Source organism: Acinetobacter sp. YH12255 (genome assembly GCF_013417355.1).
Lineage (GTDB): Bacteria > Pseudomonadota > Gammaproteobacteria > Pseudomonadales > Moraxellaceae > Acinetobacter > Acinetobacter pseudolwoffii.
The window spans coordinates 23,587-38,093 of the sequence record NZ_VPEC01000023.1 but is presented as its reverse complement, the minus strand read 5'-3'; the positions used below and the strand labels follow the sequence as shown (position 1 = coordinate 38,093).

14 protein-coding genes are annotated in these 14,507 nt (G+C 44.1%); 3 read left to right on the top strand and 11 right to left on the bottom strand.

The window, feature by feature from the left end; translation table 11 throughout:
* Nucleotides 1–7 precede the first annotated feature (7 nt).
* Nucleotides 8–496, top strand: coding sequence for a hypothetical protein (locus tag FTV30_RS10665; RefSeq protein ID WP_005095451.1), 489 nt, complete (start codon nucleotides 8–10; stop codon nucleotides 494–496).
* Here the strand turns inward: FTV30_RS10665 and FTV30_RS10660 are convergent.
* Nucleotides 493–672: a hypothetical protein gene (locus tag FTV30_RS10660; protein ID WP_005095450.1), complete on the bottom strand. Its 180-nt coding sequence runs from the start codon at nucleotides 670–672 to the stop codon at nucleotides 493–495. The two genes, FTV30_RS10665 and FTV30_RS10660, sit on opposite strands and share 4 nt — an antisense overlap.
* Before the next feature lie 642 nt (nucleotides 673–1,314).
* On the opposite strand from FTV30_RS10660, the gene FTV30_RS10655 reads away from it, so the two are divergent.
* Entirely contained in the window at nucleotides 1,315–2,835 is a 1,521-nt protein-coding gene (locus FTV30_RS10655) for a catalase (protein WP_180001568.1), read from the top strand.
* Between the two features lie 89 nt (nucleotides 2,836–2,924).
* On the opposite strand, the gene FTV30_RS10650 is transcribed toward FTV30_RS10655, so the two are convergent.
* The 9 genes from FTV30_RS10650 to hcaE all read right to left on the bottom strand — a co-directional run bounded on the left by FTV30_RS10650 (nucleotide 2,925) and on the right by hcaE (nucleotide 11,855).
* Nucleotides 2,925–3,626 carry a DUF542 domain-containing protein gene (locus FTV30_RS10650; RefSeq protein WP_180001567.1) on the bottom strand — a complete coding sequence of 234 codons (702 nt, stop codon included), beginning with the start codon at nucleotides 3,624–3,626 and terminating at the stop codon, nucleotides 2,925–2,927.
* A gap of 130 nt (nucleotides 3,627–3,756) precedes the next feature.
* Nucleotides 3,757–4,812, bottom strand: a complete 1,056-nt coding sequence (locus tag FTV30_RS10645) for an MBL fold metallo-hydrolase (protein ID WP_180001566.1) — start codon at nucleotides 4,810–4,812, stop codon at nucleotides 3,757–3,759.
* Nucleotides 4,813–5,311: 499 nt separating this feature from the next.
* A complete protein-coding gene (locus tag FTV30_RS10640) occupies nucleotides 5,312–6,220 on the bottom strand; it encodes a DMT family transporter (protein WP_100329289.1) in 909 nt (302 codons plus the stop codon).
* Nucleotides 6,221–6,517: 297 nt separating this feature from the next.
* Nucleotides 6,518–7,744: a 3-phenylpropionate/cinnamic acid dioxygenase ferredoxin--NAD(+) reductase subunit gene (hcaD, locus tag FTV30_RS10635; protein ID WP_100329290.1), complete on the bottom strand. Its 1,227-nt coding sequence runs from the start codon at nucleotides 7,742–7,744 to the stop codon at nucleotides 6,518–6,520.
* A gap of 5 nt (nucleotides 7,745–7,749) precedes the next feature.
* Nucleotides 7,750–8,715, bottom strand: a complete 966-nt coding sequence (locus FTV30_RS10630; protein ID WP_180001565.1) for a 3-carboxyethylcatechol 2,3-dioxygenase — start codon at nucleotides 8,713–8,715, stop codon at nucleotides 7,750–7,752.
* A gap of 113 nt (nucleotides 8,716–8,828) precedes the next feature.
* Entirely contained in the window at nucleotides 8,829–9,644 is an 816-nt protein-coding gene (gene hcaB / locus FTV30_RS10625; protein WP_004278515.1) for a 3-phenylpropionate-dihydrodiol/cinnamic acid-dihydrodiol dehydrogenase, read from the bottom strand.
* A gap of 2 nt (nucleotides 9,645–9,646) precedes the next feature.
* The gene (hcaC, locus tag FTV30_RS10620) at nucleotides 9,647–9,973 is read right to left on the bottom strand and encodes a 3-phenylpropionate/cinnamic acid dioxygenase ferredoxin subunit (protein ID WP_180001564.1); all 327 of its coding nucleotides are present in this window, start codon (nucleotides 9,971–9,973) and stop codon (nucleotides 9,647–9,649) included.
* Nucleotides 9,973–10,491 carry a 3-phenylpropionate/cinnamic acid dioxygenase subunit beta gene (gene hcaF / locus FTV30_RS10615; RefSeq protein ID WP_180001563.1) on the bottom strand — a complete coding sequence of 173 codons (519 nt, stop codon included), beginning with the start codon at nucleotides 10,489–10,491 and terminating at the stop codon, nucleotides 9,973–9,975. The genes hcaC and hcaF overlap by 1 nt, the downstream gene beginning before the upstream one ends.
* On the bottom strand, nucleotides 10,488–11,855 hold the full coding sequence (hcaE, locus tag FTV30_RS10610) for a 3-phenylpropionate/cinnamic acid dioxygenase subunit alpha (RefSeq protein ID WP_005095430.1): 1,368 nt from the start codon (nucleotides 11,853–11,855) through the stop codon (nucleotides 10,488–10,490). The genes hcaF and hcaE overlap by 4 nt, the downstream gene beginning before the upstream one ends.
* A gap of 280 nt (nucleotides 11,856–12,135) precedes the next feature.
* Here hcaE and hcaR point away from each other — a divergent pair, with 280 nt between their 5' ends.
* Complete coding sequence (gene hcaR / locus FTV30_RS10605; RefSeq protein ID WP_180001562.1) at nucleotides 12,136–13,044, top strand: DNA-binding transcriptional regulator HcaR; 909 nt, start codon at nucleotides 12,136–12,138, stop codon at nucleotides 13,042–13,044.
* Nucleotides 13,045–13,423: 379 nt separating this feature from the next.
* On the opposite strand, the gene FTV30_RS10600 is transcribed toward hcaR, so the two are convergent.
* Nucleotides 13,424–14,284 carry an alpha/beta fold hydrolase gene (locus tag FTV30_RS10600; RefSeq protein WP_005095425.1) on the bottom strand — a complete coding sequence of 287 codons (861 nt, stop codon included), beginning with the start codon at nucleotides 14,282–14,284 and terminating at the stop codon, nucleotides 13,424–13,426.
* Nucleotides 14,285–14,507 lie beyond the last annotated feature (223 nt).

The following is a 14,507-nucleotide window of genomic DNA, read 5'->3' as shown; positions in this document are numbered from 1 at the left end:
GGTGGTTATGGAATTTCTGGTTATCCTGTTCATGCTCATTGCGGTGTTCTATATTGTTATTATTGCACCTGCCTTGCGGGCCCGGAAAAATGCGGATTATTCCGGTTCATCTTATACACGTCCTGCCAGCGGCTATGCCGATCGGCCTAAAATGTCCCCTCTATTGGGCATCGAAATTTCAGCATCCCAGCGACGGCGTTTAGGCCGAAATGATCCCTCTGTGATAGCGGCCAAACTCTATCGTCAGCAAAAAGATCAATTTGCCAGTTTTCAGCAGGCCAGAACTGAACCTCACCCTGCACATTATGGACAGCCAAATCAGGGAAGACTGAATAAATTATTTAATGATTTTATACGAGATGAGCCAACAAATTCATCGCGGCGCTCCACTCAAAATACACAAAATCGTAGCAACCGCCCCGTTGCCCCGCTCTCTCCACTTGGAACCAACCCCAAACAGCCAACGCGTCATCCTCAACCACCTTACAGATCTTAAGCTGCCATTAAAAAAGGGCGATCTTCCATAGAATATCGCCCTTGTCTGTGCTTGTTGTAGCCACGTTTTGCATTTTTCTTTCGGTCTACAAAAACCTGACTTTTGTTGACTTCATGCATGTGTTTTGCCACAAAATTATGGATCACCACATGCTCGACTGTTTTCTTCTTGGCCATGTTGTACTTTCGCCTTTTAACTAGATTTTAGTGAGTTTCCACGCGAGTGGGAAAATAATGATACGCCATTTTGGACAATTTTCAAGCATATTTGCCAATGCTTTTTTTAAAAATAAAGACCATTTAAGCAGGATATTCTGTATACAAAAATGAGCACTATAGCCGGAAAACATGCTGATTACATTCAGCACTTTATGATGTTTTTCACACAGACAAAACCTAATCAAAAAAAGCATTTAAAATAAATCAGTTATAAGATTTATTTTAAACAGCACGATTCATCTATTAGTTTGATCCTTTGATAAAAACATATAAGGGACTTAAAGATTGTTATTTTCGTTTAATCCGATTCATTATTTGAGTTATCCAAAATATAGAGAATTTGATATTGTCAAAGAGTAGAAAACCGGCTACTTTTAAAAAGTAACCATTTAATTTTAAATATTTTAGACTTTATTAACTTTAAAAATATTTTTTGAGTGACATCACTCAATTATATCCTGTGAATTCCACTTTGTGCGCTAACAGTATTTATATCAAGATATTGAAAATAGAGTAAAACCTGATGCCCTTCGCAGATAACTCAATATTTTATAAATACTGGATAAACGCTACAAGATATTCAAAACTTGGAGAGGAAAAATGAGCCAAGATTTTAAAAAATGCCCTGTTACCCACCTGACCACTGAAGCGGGTGCGCCTGTGGTCGACAACCAGAACAGTATGACCGCAGGTGCACGTGGTCCATTACTTGCTCAGGATTTATGGCTGAATGAAAAACTGGCTAACTTTGTTCGCGAAGTGATTCCTGAGCGCCGTATGCATGCCAAAGGTTCAGGTGCTTTTGGTACATTTACCGTGACCCATGACATTAGCCAATATACCCGCGCTAAAATCTTCTCTGAAGTGGGCAAAAAAACTGAAATGTTTGCGCGTTTCTCTACCGTTGCCGGTGAACGTGGTGCTGCCGATGCAGAACGTGATATTCGTGGTTTTGCCCTGAAATTCTATACCGAAGAAGGTAACTGGGATTTGGTTGGTAACAACACACCAGTATTCTTCTTCCGCGACCCTCGCCAGTTCCCTGACCTGAATAAAGCAGTAAAACGCGACCCACGCACCAACTTGCGTAATGCGACCAATAACTGGGATTTCTGGACATTGCTGCCGGAAGCATTGCACCAAGTCACCATTGTGATGTCAGATCGTGGTATTCCAGTCGGTTATCGTCACATGCATGGTTTTGGTAGCCATACCTACAGCTTCATCAATGCCAACAATGAACGTTTCTGGGTGAAATTCCATTTCCGCACGCAACAAGGCATTCAAAACCTGACCGATGCCGAGGCAGCAGAACTGGTTGGTCGTGACCGCGAAAGCAGCCAGACTGACCTGTACAATGCGATTGAACGTGGGGACTTCCCGAAATGGACCCTGTTCGTACAAATCATGCCAGAACTTGAGGCAGAACAAGTACCATATCATCCATTTGACCTGACCAAAGTCTGGCCGAAGGGTGAATATCCACTGATTGAAGTGGGTGAATTTGAACTGAACCGCAACCCAGAAAACTACTTCCAGGATGTTGAACAAGCCGCCTTTGCACCAAGTAACCTTGTTCCGGGGATTAGCTACTCACCAGACCGCATGCTACAAGCGCGTTTAGTTAACTATGCCGATGCTGCACGTTACCGTGTAGGCGTGAATCATTCACAAATTCCAGTGAACGCAGCACGTTGTCCGGTGCACTCAAACCGTCGTGATGGCCAAGGTCGTATGGATGGCAACTATGGCAGCTTGCCACACTATGAGCCAAACAGCTTCCACCAATGGCAAGAACAGCCACAATACCGCGAACCGGCATTGAAAATTCGCGGTGATGCAGATTTCTGGGATTACCGTGCAGATGATAGCAACTATTTCAGCCAGCCACGCGCATTGTTCAACCTGATGAACCCTGAGCAAAAACAGGCCCTGTTTGATAACACCGCACGTGCGATGGGCGATGCTCTAGACTTCATTAAGTACCGTCATATCCGTAACTGTTATGCATGTGACCCAGCTTATGGTGAAGGCGTTGCTACTGCATTAGGCATGACGGTTGCTGATGCCCAAGCTGCTCGTGCAACTGATCCTGCACTGGGTCAGCCAGGTGTGCTGTAATCTTTGCCCTTAAAGATTCACTAAAAATATAAAGCAATAAAATACCCCTATTTCGATAGGGGCTTTTTTTAGTTTAGAGCCTTGAGAATTTAGCTAGTATAGCGCTTAAACAACACGCTATTTTCTTTAGCAATGTGTAAAAACACATCATCGACCAGTTCATGCAGTTTGGCATAGACCACTTTGACCGTTGGGCAGGCATAATCCGGCGGGGTAAAATGCCCGGTCAGTTCAATGATCTGTTTAATCAACTGGCCTGCGGCATCATGCTCATCTTCAAGTTCTGCAATTAAACTTTTAATTTTGTCTAAATCTGCTGCAGACTTTGTTTCAAGCCGCAAAGCTGGAAACAAAATTTTCTCTTCTTTGGCAAAGTGCTGTTCAAGTTCCATTTTAAGCAAGCTAAAACAACGATGCAGTGCCAATAAACGTTCTGGATCATGCTTAAAGTGCACCAGTAAAATTTTATTGACCAGTTCATCCAGCTCTTTCCAGAGCGCTCGTTCCGGCACATGATGAACAGAGAGAATTAAATCAATTAATTCCTGATCAGATGATTCACTGACTGGTACATCGGTCTGTTCCTGAGTTAAATACTGTTGATAGGCCTGCTGGATTTCATTTAAAAAATCGGCAGCAAGTCCGGTTTCCTGCATCGCGGTTTGTAAACTCCGATCGCCCTGACAGCAGTAATCTATCTGTAACGCATTCAGTCGCGGGGTAATGGCGGGAAAGAAAGTGACCAACTCGCCCAGTGTGGTCTGTTCAGTAATCTCTAATGTTCTGGTCATTTTATTATCCTTCTCATCTGTGCAACATGGTGGAATCTGAACCTGACGCGAAGCCTCTTTAAACCCTACCATACCCGCGATGCGGTGATCTGCTAAACAGGTCTAAACCTAACCCTCTGCCTATTCAACATTAGACAATAATCCGTTTGCCTTCACGTATGCAGTAAAATGGATTGATCAGCTTGGAAGAATGCTTGATGAGCTCATGCAATTCGTGTTCCGGTGCATCCCGGTCTTCATCCGTCAGCTGGAAAGTCCGGTAATGAATCGCCAGGGAACATTTGGCCTGCAAGTCATGATGGGCATGAAAGGCATCTTCCGGATTCATATGGATGGCGCGCATCAGTTCACGCGGCTCATAAGCGCCAATCGGCAGCAAGGCAATTCGCGGTGCACCCAGACGTTTACGAATCTCTTTAAAATGCGAAGTATAACCGCTATCTCCGGCAAAGAAACAATGTTCCTTACCATGTAATAGAGAAAAGCCGCCCCAGAGCGCACAATTCTGATCTCGCATGCCACGACCTGAAGCATGTTGTGCCGGCGTATAAACAATCCGGATCTCTTCAAAGAAGGCGTTTTCCCACCAGTCCATTTCATGCACGGTATAGTGTTCTGGCAAATACCAGGCATTGCCCAGACCGGTATAAATCGGCATCTGAAAAGCGTTATGCAGCCATTCCAGACTGGCCAGATCCATATGATCATAGTGGTTATGGCTGAGCAGCACAGCATCAATATGTGGCAGTTCATCTAGCGCAATACCGGCAGGAATGACCCGCTGCGGACCAGTGGATGCAGAAGGACTGGCATATTCAGCCCAGACCGGATCGGTCAGGAAATTATAAGGCCCGATTTGAATGAGCACAGTGGCGTGACCAATAAACCAGATTTGCCAGTCATCTAAAGGCGCATCGGGACGCTGCTGTGGCAATGCACGCGGTCGCGCAAAAAACTCGGCACGTTCTGCGTCAAGATTGATATTCCAGGTTTTGGATTTTCGGGTAATGAGCCATTTATATAAGTCAAAACGACTGTGCGCCCGAGCAGGATGCTCGAGATTACGAAACTGTTGTCCATTGAAATGATCTGAATGCAGATACTCAAATACCGGCTTAGACCAGAGATGTTTCCAGCTGGACTCCGTGGTTAACTGAAATTTTTTAGTTTTGAGAAGATCTTGCATAAACATCCACTATTTATTATTCGCTATATGCAAGACAGCAACCGCTTGAAATGGTCAGGCGATGCATCTTTTAATGAGCATACAAACTAAAAACAGGCGCACTTGAGTATAGTATGAAATCCATCACAGACAATCATGTATGTTTTTGTTATTTTAGCAAAAAAATAGCGCTCTGATAGCCTGCTGGCTGGCCGGACTATGGGTACTGTCGAGAAAAACATGTTGCATACAGTTTTTTAAAAAATACAAAATCATACCAAGCCCTACTCTACTGATTCCAGCCAAAATTTTATCCTCATAATGTGCTGATTTGATCGTGCATGCCTGAGTTATGCAACGATTGAGAGTGCATACGATGACATATACTATTTTTAACATTTGGCCAATCTGCTAAATAGACTTGCTTAAACTCTTGTGAACGGATGTAGCCATAGACTTCATTCCTCTAAAAGATTTAAAGCATAAAAAAGGGCTTTCGCCCTTTTGATTTGCTACAGATTTAGTGCTTGGAAAAGTATTGCTCACGCCACTCTTTCCAAAAGTACATAATGATGCCGAACATCACCACGGCAATTCCTGCAAAGGCATGACTGCTGATGATTTCATGATTCAGAGTCGCACCAAGTACCAGTGCGATGACTGGCGTCATGACATTACTCAAAGATACTGTTGAAGCATTTAAACGCCGAATCAGCCAGAAATAACACAGCATCGCCACAATCGAGGACATGATCATGGTAAATACAAACCCGATCAGCGCCTGTATGCCAGGCAACTGGGTCGGCATATGCTGCCAGATAAATGGAATCAAGAGCAGTGAACCGGCTGCTGATAGCAGCAATGAACCTGTCGCTTGTGACATTGGGCTTAAAGGTGCGTTGATCTGTTTGACCCAGAAGATTGAACTGATATAGGACACCATACTGATCAGCATCAGCACCACACCCCAAGGATTCACCTTGCTGTCTGCCGAATCTAAAAATACAAAACTCAGCCCTGCAATGGCAACAGCCATACCTGACCATTGCAGCCACACTAACTGATGAGTTTTTAAGATCACATGCCCGATCAGACCGGCAATCAGCGGCGAAAAACCAAAAATCAGGGCCATCAGACCTGAGGTCAGATAATTGGCTGCCAGATAAATAAACAGCTGTGCACCGATTAAATTCAGACTGCCGGCCAGATAGCTTTTCATTGAAGTGCCGTCAAAAGGCAAGGGATCACGCATGATTTTTAGCAGGAATAGCGCAATAATCGATGCGCCAAAATAGCGAATGATCAGTACCCACATCGGGTGAATCTCGGCCACACTCCAGACAATCGCCAAAGGCGTTGCGGCCCAAATCAGCACAAGTAAAACGTAAATACTTGCCGTCACCAGCATGGGAGATGAATTTGAATTCATAAAAGACTCAATTAAAGTTAATCAGAAAGAATTGAACTAACTTCTCGTTCAAATCCACAATCGACAATACTGATTGCGGCATGGATGCCGCCGCTAAACTGGGATATATGGACATATCCTCAGTTTAGAAAAAGATTTTTGTCACTTTTGACCTCTCAAAAGTGAGGCATTACCTACGCAAAGTAATACAAACCAAAACTGAAACTTGAGGTAGTGATCATATAGAGAGTATTCGATAAACATAAAAAAACAGACCTATGCAAAACATAGATCTGTTCCAAGATATCTCAATACAACTTAAGCAATTTTGCGTAAGTCTTGTGCCAGATCCAAATGTTTTTCAGCTTCAAAAGCCGTATTCTTGCTGATCATTTTTTTCAGATGACGCATTTCTTTGGCCGCATTGACGGTAATACCGGCAACGATTTGACCATCTGTCACACCATACATCACAAATGAATTGTCTGCGCCTTTGGCTGCATCCATGTCGCCACGAACCAGCCATTGGGTCGCTGCCATATCACCGACAAACTGGAAGTTGATATTGAGCTGATCGGTCCAGAACCAGGCCGGATTGGCTTTTGGATGTTCGACACCCATGACATGACGCGCAAAAATGCCTGCCTGAAGATTGGCATTTTCCCAAGTCTCGACACGGCGGAATTCGCCGTCTTCACGAAGTTGTGTCGCGACATCGCCTGCTGCATAAATATGGGCATTTGAAGTCTGGCAATTTTCATTGACCTTGATCGCAAGATCAGCATCTAAACCGGCTGCAATGGCAAGCTGTGCGTTTGGCACAATTCCGATTCCATAAACCACAGCATCAGCACGTAACTCTTCGCCATCAGCTAAAGTCACCACAATTTCTTCACCATCTAAACGGCAAGCTGCAACTTGAGTATTTAAGCGAACATCTACGCCTGCCAGACGGTGTTGTTCAAGCAGAAATTCACTTAAAATACGCGGTGAACAACGCCCCATTACCATTGGTCCCTGCTCAAGCACAGTCACCTGACAGTCTTTGTAACGCGCAGAGGATGCCAGTTCAAGACCGATCACACCGCCACCGATCAGCAGAATACGTTGACCTGCTTGCAATACAGGAACCAATGCCTGTGAGTCTTCAAGGTTACGCAAGGTATAAACATGTTTGCCTAACGCATCGAAGTTTGGCAGACGGCGCGCGGCACCGCCTGTTGCGAGAAGCAATTTGTCATAAGCAACAACATCACCATTTTGAAGTTCAACCGTTTTCGCGGTCGCGTTGATTTGAGTCACGCCATTGCCACGAATGGTGGTCACGCCAAGATCAGCCAGTTTTTCTGCTGACAGAATTTCAATCTTGGTGTCCTCAGGTTTTAGAATCACATCTTTCGACAGTGGCGGACGCTCATAAGGAAGATGCGTTTCATCACCAATCAGAATGATTTTACCTGCGTACTTGTTGCCACGAAGTTCTAAAATCGCGCTTGCACCTGCCTGGCCAGCCCCTACAATTACGATGGTTTCGATGTTGCTCATGTCAATTAACCTTTTAACTCTGCAGATACGATGCCGAAGCCCGCAATCCATTCACTGATATCTTCATAGCAGTGTGTTGTCATGTCGTATTCGCCCATTTCGCTTAAGGCTGCAAATGCGGCCATCCAGGAACGGACTTCCTGACCACCACGACCGCCGTCACGACGAATTTCATCTTCTGTCACGGCTTCTAAGGTCGCAAAATCAGCGTTCTTGAAGGTTTCAAGCAGTGCACGATCCCATTCAGCATTTAAAGGAACTGCAACCGAAGTATCGCCTGCTGCCAGTTTCTGACCGACTGCAATGACTTTGCCCTGACGTGCTTCACGTGCTTCAGGCGTTGGATTACGACCTGCAATCAGGAATTCTTCTACTTGTGGTGGAACCGAACCCATTTGCGGTGTGGGTGGATCATGCGACAGACCACCTGTACCTAAAACAAGGACACGCTCATTTTCAAGGTTTAAAGATTTAATAAACTGACCTACAGCACGGCCCAAAGCAATGGTACGCTTGGGGGTTGGCATCGGTGCTGCAGCGCCATTAATAAAAATTGGAATCGTTGGATAACGATCGAGTTTGCCGTCACACAGGAAGTGCAATGGCTGAGTCACCCCATGATCCGCCTGCATACGGTAAGAATATGCAACGTCGACACCTTCATCGAGTACACGTCGAACCAAACCTAATGCTTTGTCTTCAGGTACATCAATGTGATCATTGTCTTTACCATAATCCCAGTCACCCGCAGCTTTGGCACGAATACCGACACAGAAACTTGGCATCAGGTCATAGAAGAAACCATTAAAATGGTCAGGACCAAAGGTGATGATCAGGGTTGGGTCGTAAGCTTTTACTTCAGCAGAGAGTTTTTCAAAAGCATCACGAACAGCTTGTTCTTTACGCTTTTCCTGTGGTGAAGCAAATTCCATTAACGGACTGTGCGATGCACAAATAAGTTTAACGGCCATGAGAGACTCCAAAAAGGAAGACTTAAATCCTCCCCATCCTTCCTTTAAAAAGGAGGGAGATTTTCTCCCTCTTTTATAAAGAGGGGGAAGGGGAGATTTTTAAAAGCAGATTTTTATTCGTCAAAGAAACCGGCACGGGGCTGACGTAAGCCACGAATCCCCAGACCGCATTCTGCATTGATCAGAACGCCAGTCAAAGGACGGTTATTTTGACGAGATGCCAAGAGTACGTATGAACCTGTCATATCTTCCGGTTCAGGCAAGAAATTCAGTGGCATACCACGTGCAATTTTCTCAGGATCACGTGCATCGAGCAGGCCAACATTTTCCTGACCGAGCGACGCTGCGCCTTTGATATTCACATTCATACCTGACGGTGCAACCGCATTCACTCGTACTTTAGGCGCAAGCTCATAGGCCAATTCTTTCATAATACCCACCCCTGCATGCTTAGATGCAGTATATACAGGGCCTCCGCCAGCGGAGTACAGTGCCGAATTAGACAAAGTAAATATGATAGAACCTTCAGAAGCGATCAATGCATCCAGTGCAGCCTTCGCGCCGAGAATGAGCGACTTGGTATTAATCCCCATAATCTCGTCAAAGGCTTTTTCCAGCTGCTCACCAGAGGTATTGACGATATCGGCATAGTGATCCCAGATACCGGCATTACCAACGAAACAATCGAGTTTACCGAAACGTTCCACAGTTGCTTGAACTGCACGAACGTTATCTGCATAGCTGGCTACATCACCTTCGATCGCAAGAACTTTTCCACCGAAGTGTTCATTTAATGCATCTACTTTAGCTTTTGAACGCTGAAGAACAGCGACTTGCGCACCTTCCTCAATAAAACGCTCTACCAAAGCCCAGCCTAAGCCTGAACCACCACCAGTAATAAGTGCAACTTCGCCCTGTAGCCAACCCATGATTACTCTCCTACCATCTCTACAAACAATTGACCATCTTCAACAACCACTGGGAATGTTTTGATTGGATCAGTTGCAGGTAGACATAATGCTTCACCTGTTTTTAAACAGAAACGTGCTGAATGCAATGGACATTCCACAGTACCGTCATCTTCCAGATAGCCTTCAGACATAGAAGCATTACCATGACTGCATTTATCGTTCATAGCGAAGAATTCACCGCCATTGTTAAATACAGCCAGCGCTTCGATACCGTTTACGCCACAATCTACTTTTAACGCTTCGCCTTCGTCTAATTCGTCAACTTGGCAAACAAAAATCTTATTCATTAGAAGAACACACTCAGGTTATGTGAGCTATATGTCGCTTGATCAAGCGTGATCTTACGGTTGAAGATCTGGAAGCCGAGGCCGCCTTCAACTTTACGGATCTTGTCATGACGTTTACCGCAGTAAATGACAATGTCTTTCTCTTTTTGCGTACGATATAGCAAATAGGTTACGTACACGTCGTATTCGCCTTCAACTTCAGTTGGCTCTACGATCACGTTGCTCACCATGTGGGTGGTACGTGATGGAGGCTCTTCAGCCCAAGCCATACCGGTTTCCAGACGCGCTACACGACGCTCTAAAAGGTCTTTCGAATCGTTAAACACCCAAGTTGTAGGTGGTTCAACTGAACGACGACGGTCACGGGTTTGTGCGTTTGGTGTGGTACGTAGCGTGTAAGAAATATCTTCAGCTAAGGTATCTAACCAATCGCGGAATTTCCAGTCGTCCAGCAATTTTGCTTCGCGATACAGGAACTGACTGATTTGATGATGAAGTTCTAAACTCACTTGACTCATTTCATAAGCTCCTTCTCGTATGCGTCAGCTGCTGCTTCAACGTCTTCCCATTTTTCATGGATCAATAAATCTGCCCAGCGGCGGTACATGCCACGTGCTGCAGTTTCAGAGAAAATATAGTTGGTGATCCCCGGAATACCGTCTTCACGGATTTTCTCGTTGCCTTTACCCATTTCCATAATGAGTTTGTTTTGACGGGCTTTATAACCACGTAAAACTTTTTGGATTTCGATCCAGTTTTCAGAGTCATCTTGCTCTAGGAAACCAGCAGGACCGAAAGCACGCGTTGCAGAACGTTCAAATGCTTCTTTGACTTCTTGCGATGCTTCAGCATCCGCAATACAGAATGCCCATACTTCAGTTTTGTTTGGACCACGTGGGTGCCATACACGAAGCGTTGCCGTACCGTTCAACCAAGACAAGGTCGGGAACATGGTGTTATGACCTGCAAGACGCAGGGCACGGACTTCACCTAAACGCTCTTTTACTTCTTCATAAGTTTCGCGGAAGTAGTTGGCTACTTCACCGTCGACCCATACGTTTGCATCTGGTTTTTCTGTAAAGAAGAAGCCTGAACCGTGACCACGTGAACCGTACTGAAGTGCATCTTTAGCCGTTTCCCAGACTGGACGAGCCGTTTGTGCAGCACCAAGTTTTTTCGATGCTTCATCATCTGGTTTTGCGCCAAGGACTTGGATCGCAGATGCATGAGAGAACAAGGCATGATATTGGTCAGATGCAAACTGTTCCGCTGCAAATTTCCAGTTACACTCGATTTCCCATTTGTGTACACCACCGATAATTTCTGTACCACCTGGACGACGGTCAAGTACACCATCTAGATACCAGGCGATATCGCCCATGTATTCTTCAAGATCAGGTGTGGTTTCATCCCAACAAGCGAATACCAGACCTTTGTAAGACTTGACACGATTCACTTCGACCAAGCCCCATTGCTCTTTACATGCACCTTGTGGGTAAGCACGTTCTTCAAGCGGAATGTCTTTTAAAGAACCGTCAATGCCATAAGACCAGCCGTGGTATGGGCAAGTGAATGCACGGGTATTACCACAGTCTGCGAAACTCACACGCATAGAGCGGTGACGGCACTGGTTTAAGAATGCTTTGATTGAGCCATCTTTTTGACGTGCCACGATGATCGGATCTTCACCCATATAGGTATTGAAGAAGTCACCCGCCTTTGGAATCTGGCTTTCATGACAAAGGAACAACCAAGTACGGCCAAAAACGCGTTCAAGTTCTAATTCGTAAATATCTGGATCTGTATAGATAGATGGAGTGATACGCCCATTTTGTGCATCGACTAAAGCGTCGATTTCACGCACATCAATTTTTCCACTCATGAAAAGCTCTCCTGTGACCCATCAAGGCACAAAGTAAATAGACTCAATTCGAATGGATAATGGATTTTGGATTGATTTTGGGGAAATATTTTTTTTGTTTCAATTAATAGCTTTAAGCAATTATTCCACGTGCTTGTTCTGATATTAAAACATTAATAAATATCTCAAGAGTATTTACTTTCTAAATATCAAAATAACCTTCACGACATAGTTGTTTATAGATTATACTTCTATGAAATTATAGTAAGACATTTTTTGGATTACTCTTCGGGCTGATGACATGGAATTACGACACCTTCGCTACTTTATCACCGTTGCTGAAGAACTGAACTTTAGTAAGGCAGCACTTAAACTTTATACGGCTCAACCCTCACTTAGCCAGCAAATCAAAGACCTGGAAGAAGATGTCGGCGTCAAGCTACTCAACCGAACCAAACGTAAAGTGGAGCTGACCGAAGAAGGCGCCGTATTCCTGGAACAGGCCCGTCTCACCCTTGCACAGGCGGACAAAGCCGTTGCCATGGCACGTCAGGTGTCACAGGCCAAACAGCAAATGCTCCGTATCGGTTTTGTACCGGTAGCCGAGATGAAAATCTTCCCCTATATCTTGCCAAATCTACGTGTACAGAACCCAGATTTAAAAATTGAACTGCTCAGCCTGAACAACAATGAGCAGATGCGTTTGTTAAAAAAAGGTGATCTAGATCTGACATTTACCCGTCATAATTTCAATAGTGATGAAATTGAAAGCCAGTTCGTGATTCGTGAACCGCTGATTTTTCTCCTGCCTAAAGATCACCCCTTAGCAAAATACGAAAGAATTCCTGTTAAAGCATTGAATGGTATTGATTTTATTATTCCATCAGCAGAGCAGTCCTTGACCCTGAACCAGGCTATTCTGGACTTTGCCAAAGCCAACGGCATTGAACTCAATATCGTGCAAAAGGCCGATAATATTTTATTTAATATCAACTCGATCGGAATGGGCCTAGGCTGTACCATTTTGCCTGGCTATATTGCACCACTAACCATGGATAATACCGTGATTCGTCCGCTGGACGTGGAACTGCCATATCTGGATCTGTATGTCAGTTACCACAAAAACAACAAATCCTATGCGGTAACCAAATTCCTTGAGCTATTAACCCGGGTGTTTTATCTGGACATTAACCGCGACGAACAGGACTAATGCCGCTCCATCCCCGATCAAGCATATGCCATTCAACTTTTGAGTGGCATGTGCTTTTTTGTTTTATCATTTTTTGCTAAAAAATTTATTTTAAATTCTATTTTTTGATAAAGGATCAATCTGTAGCTCCTTAATTGGTCGCCTGATCTAGGCTAATACTGCCTGTTTTTCACCCTAAACTCCCTTCATTTACAACTTAAGTCTAATAAAAGTTAAGTCAGTTTTTTCTCGGCTTAAATTTAATAACTTGCTAAAAATAATTAGATTTTTACATCAACCTATACAAATGAGAATCATATGCACTTAAATACATTCTGTTCAATATTTTGCCCACAAAAAAAGGATGACCGAAGCCATCCCTTTTTAAAACACGGTAAAATTATTTTACGCCGTGAACAGCAAGATAGTTTTTGATCACAGTATTGAATTCGTCTGCTTTCTCAACTTGAGACCAGTGACCACATTGGCTGAAGATGTGCGCATCAGCATTTGGAACCACATTCAGGATGTCCCAAGTACGTGATACTGGAATGACCACGTCTTGCGTACCATGAATCAATAACACTGGCACAGTAATATCTTTCATTTTTTCGAAATCAAGCGGGAATTCGAAACGGTCACGGTCACGTGCGCCAACTACATCCATCAAACGATTTGATGCATAGTCATTTGCAGCAGAAGCAAAGCGAACTTTAACCAGTTCATCCGTGATCAAGTCTTTATTTACCACAAACATTGACAAGGTTTTCTTGATGCCTTCTTCAGTCAACACCGGGTTTGCATGCGCTTTGAGTGCAGCAGTTTGTTTCGCACCGCCTGTCCCCATAGACACGATACCCAAAACGCGCTCTGGATAATCCAGTGCCAACTGGAATGCCAACCAGCCACCTAAAGAGTTACCCACTAACCAGGTTTTTTCGATACCCAAAGCATCTAGCGTACGGATCGCATGGTCTACCCAGGCACGAATACCATATTCAGTGTTTGGCGCAACCACAGTTTGGCCATAACCAATGGTATCAATCGCGATACAACGTGCTTGCTCACCAATTTGTGGCAGGTTTAACCACCAGTTTGCCGCAGCAGATACACCTGTGCCTGAACCGTGTAAAAATAGAATAGGCGTACCTTCACCAATTTCGTGGTAATGGGTCAACTCACCTTCAGCAGTTTCAATCCATTTGTCTTCCAAGCCAAAGAACGGATCTGTTTGATAGTCAGGGATTTGAACAGTGCTCATATTACTTCCTCTTACAGTCTTTCGCTTGCGTGTCCCTCTCTTTTCAAGAATTCGACGTCAAGTTGACTCATTAAAATGACTTTTTTACATCCTTATCTTAACCGCTCAAGACGGGTCAACTGATACAAAATTACGATTGCACACTACAAAATAAATATAATTTAAGTTTATGTTTTATATGGTTATTTTAATATCAAAATCCTTATTTATTTTCAGGATTTAG

What these genes read in the sequence shown, in the direction of transcription:
- FTV30_RS10645 (WP_180001566.1), bottom strand. Translation starts at nt 4,812, where the DNA reads ATGCAAGATCTTCTCAAAACTAAAAAATTTCAGTTAACCACGGAGTCC.
- hcaF (WP_180001563.1), bottom strand. Translation starts at nt 10,491, where the DNA reads ATGAGTCAAGTGAGTTTAGAACTTCATCATCAAATCAGTCAGTTCCTG.
- FTV30_RS10665 (WP_005095451.1), top strand. Translation starts at nt 8, where the DNA reads ATGGAATTTCTGGTTATCCTGTTCATGCTCATTGCGGTGTTCTATATT.
- hcaC (WP_180001564.1), bottom strand. Translation starts at nt 9,973, where the DNA reads ATGAATAAGATTTTTGTTTGCCAAGTTGACGAATTAGACGAAGGCGAA.
- FTV30_RS10660 (WP_005095450.1), bottom strand. Translation starts at nt 672, where the DNA reads ATGGCCAAGAAGAAAACAGTCGAGCATGTGGTGATCCATAATTTTGTG.
- hcaE (WP_005095430.1), bottom strand. Translation starts at nt 11,855, where the DNA reads ATGAGTGGAAAAATTGATGTGCGTGAAATCGACGCTTTAGTCGATGCA.
- FTV30_RS10630 (WP_180001565.1), bottom strand. Translation starts at nt 8,715, where the DNA reads ATGGCCGTTAAACTTATTTGTGCATCGCACAGTCCGTTAATGGAATTT.
- hcaR (WP_180001562.1), top strand. Translation starts at nt 12,136, where the DNA reads ATGGAATTACGACACCTTCGCTACTTTATCACCGTTGCTGAAGAACTG.
- FTV30_RS10600 (WP_005095425.1), bottom strand. Translation starts at nt 14,284, where the DNA reads ATGAGCACTGTTCAAATCCCTGACTATCAAACAGATCCGTTCTTTGGC.
- FTV30_RS10640 (WP_100329289.1), bottom strand. Translation starts at nt 6,220, where the DNA reads ATGAATTCAAATTCATCTCCCATGCTGGTGACGGCAAGTATTTACGTT.
- hcaD (WP_100329290.1), bottom strand. Translation starts at nt 7,744, where the DNA reads ATGAGCAACATCGAAACCATCGTAATTGTAGGGGCTGGCCAGGCAGGT.
- hcaB (WP_004278515.1), bottom strand. Translation starts at nt 9,644, where the DNA reads ATGGGTTGGCTACAGGGCGAAGTTGCACTTATTACTGGTGGTGGTTCA.
- FTV30_RS10655 (WP_180001568.1), top strand. Translation starts at nt 1,315, where the DNA reads ATGAGCCAAGATTTTAAAAAATGCCCTGTTACCCACCTGACCACTGAA.
- FTV30_RS10650 (WP_180001567.1), bottom strand. Translation starts at nt 3,626, where the DNA reads ATGACCAGAACATTAGAGATTACTGAACAGACCACACTGGGCGAGTTG.